Raw genomic sequence first — 2,553 nt, 5'->3', positions numbered from 1 at the left:
GTATTTATTAATTCAAGTTTATCATTAGGACTTAAACCAGAATAAGCGTGTTGAATATTTAATTGCTGAGCAATTTCATTAACATGCTCACTGGTGTCACCGCTTGCCATGCTAACTTGTATACCTGCTGCCTGCAGGTCCGTAACAGTTTGCTGACTGTCGGATCTTATTGAATCTTGCAGAATAAAGCATGCTGCTACTAAACCATCAATAGATAACCAAAGTAATTGACCTTTACATTGTGAAGCGTCTAAACCGATAAATTGTGCGTTACCAATTTTAACTGCCTTCTCATCAATGTTTGCAGAAATGCCTAAACCTACATGATGGGAAATGTTTGATGCGACAACATGCTTACTATAAAATTTTGAAAATGCATGTGCAATTGGGTGAAGCGAACCTAACTCCATTGCAGCAGCATATTGAAGAAGTTCTTTTTCAGTAAAGTCATTTGCGAAAATTATTGTTTTTTCAACAGATACTGTCCCGCAAGTCAATGTTCCCGTTTTATCAAAAACCACATGTTGTAATAGAGGAAGTTTTTCGAACACACCTGCTTTTTGAACTATGATGCCTAGTTTTGTAAAAATTGCAGTGGAACAAGTAATTGCAGTTGGAGTAGCAAGTGCTAAAGCACAAGGGCAGGTAGCAACTAGCACTGATAACATTACCCAAAAAGCGTCTTCAGGGGAGATAAACAACCAAGCAAAATAGGTAATTGCTGCTATAGCAATAATTGCTGTTGAAAAGTAGCTTGCTGACTTATCCACCATTAAGGCAATTTTAGGTTTAGTGTTAGAGGCAACTTCTTGCAAACGAATAATTTCTGCGACGAGTTGATCTTGACCTAGAGCGGTAACTTCAACAGTTAAAGGCTGATCTACATTGATAGTACCAGCAAAAACCATTTCTTCTTGGCATTTAATTAACGGCATTTGCTCGCCAGTTAACATAGATTCGTTTAGACCTGATTTACCTTCTAATATGATGCCATCAGCTGCAACAACTTCACCAGGCTTAATTAATATGATGTCACCAATTTTAAGGCGTTTAGCAGGTATTTCTGTGATTTCTTCAGTTATCTCGCTGTTTGAGTCTATTTGCGTAGTGTTTTTTAGATTTGCAGTAAGCGGAATTAACTTGTGTAAGTTACTCGAACTAACAGAGGCAGTTTGCTTAGCTTTTTGCTCGAAGAACCTACCTAATAACAAAAAGAAGGTAAACATGGTGACGGACTCGAAATACACTTCACCTGTACCATTAATCGTCGCAATACAACTCGCAATATAAGCACCACATATAGCCAGAGATACAGATAAATCCATATTTATCTTGCCGCCAAGTAAACTTCGAACTGCACTAAAATAAAATGGTTGGGCTGAATAAAATACAACTGGTGCAGCTAATGTCATGCTGACCCAACGAAAATAATCACGCATTTCAGTGTCGTGTACAACAAAGTAATCTGAGTAAAGGGCAAGGGCAAACATCATAACTTGCATAGTCGCGAAACCGGCTAAACCGAGCCTTAGCAAGAACTTACGAATTTCTTGTTTACTTTGTTTTTCTTGTTCATCAACTTGATATGGTGCGGCTTGGTAACCAATACGGCTAATAGTTGATAATATTTCACTGAGTTTTATTTTTGAGTCGTCCCAACTGACTAAAGCACGTTGAGTTGTCGAGTTTACGGCGATTTTGTTTACGCCAGAAATTTGTTTTAGTTTATGCTCGATTAGCCACGCGCAAGCTGCACAAGTTATCCCTTCAATAGATACTGAAAGGGTATTCTCATTATCTTTTGAGTAAACTAAATCTTGTTGAATTTCAGGTAAATCATATGCTGAATACTGGGCTAATTCGCTAGGAACTAACGCAGTTTGTTTACTTCCAGGTTCACTACGGAATTGATAATAACTACTTAAACCTGAATCGATAATAGCTTGAGAAACTGCCTGACAACCAGGGCAGCACATAAGCTGCTCCTGATTGTTAATAACAGTTGTAAACTCATTACCCGTTAGTACGGGTTCATTACAATGAAAGCAACTTTGCATGAAAAATTAATTTAACCAGTATTCTACATCGTCTGTAATTTCAATACGTTGCTGGATTCTCCAACTGGCATCAAAACCTTCTAAGCGCACATTCCAAGCTCCAGAAATGGCATCAGATAACCCAATACGATAAGCGCCAGTCCCATCTGCAGTTGCATTAATACTGAAATCTTTTTCTTCTAAAGTAGGGTGAATAAATTCGACTTTTAATGCAGCGCGATATTCAGGTCCACCATGCTGAGTAATTTTTAATTCATGATCATCAACTTCAACTAAAAACTGCATGCCTAAGTTTTTAGCTTGTTTGATTTTACGTAAATCCATATTGATGGCTTTACCTTCTTTATAATAATCATCTGAAACAAGCGAGTCTGCGTTATCAATTGCAATACTCATTGCAACCATACTTTTAATGACCACTACAAGAAGTAAAACGACAATGAACCAAGGCCAAAAATGTTTATACCAGGGAAGAGGAGCAGACATAAAACGGTCC

Annotated in this window: 2 protein-coding genes; both read right to left on the bottom strand. The window is 37.7% G+C overall.

From position 1 onward, the window contains the following. The coding region (locus tag K5Q58_RS20505; protein ID WP_220755708.1) for a heavy metal translocating P-type ATPase at nucleotides 1-2,057 on the bottom strand (2,057 nt) is incomplete at its 3' end. A gap of 6 nt (nucleotides 2,058-2,063) precedes the next feature. Next, on the bottom strand, nucleotides 2,064-2,553 hold a 490-nt coding region (locus tag K5Q58_RS20500; RefSeq protein WP_374758533.1), incomplete at its 5' end, for a FixH family protein.

This window comes from Shewanella sp. KT0246, from assembly GCF_019654955.1.
In the GTDB taxonomy this organism is placed as follows: domain Bacteria; phylum Pseudomonadota; class Gammaproteobacteria; order Enterobacterales; family Shewanellaceae; genus Shewanella; species Shewanella goraebulensis.
The sequence above is the reverse complement of the archived record's forward strand: the minus strand, read 5'-3'. Positions and strand labels throughout refer to the sequence as shown.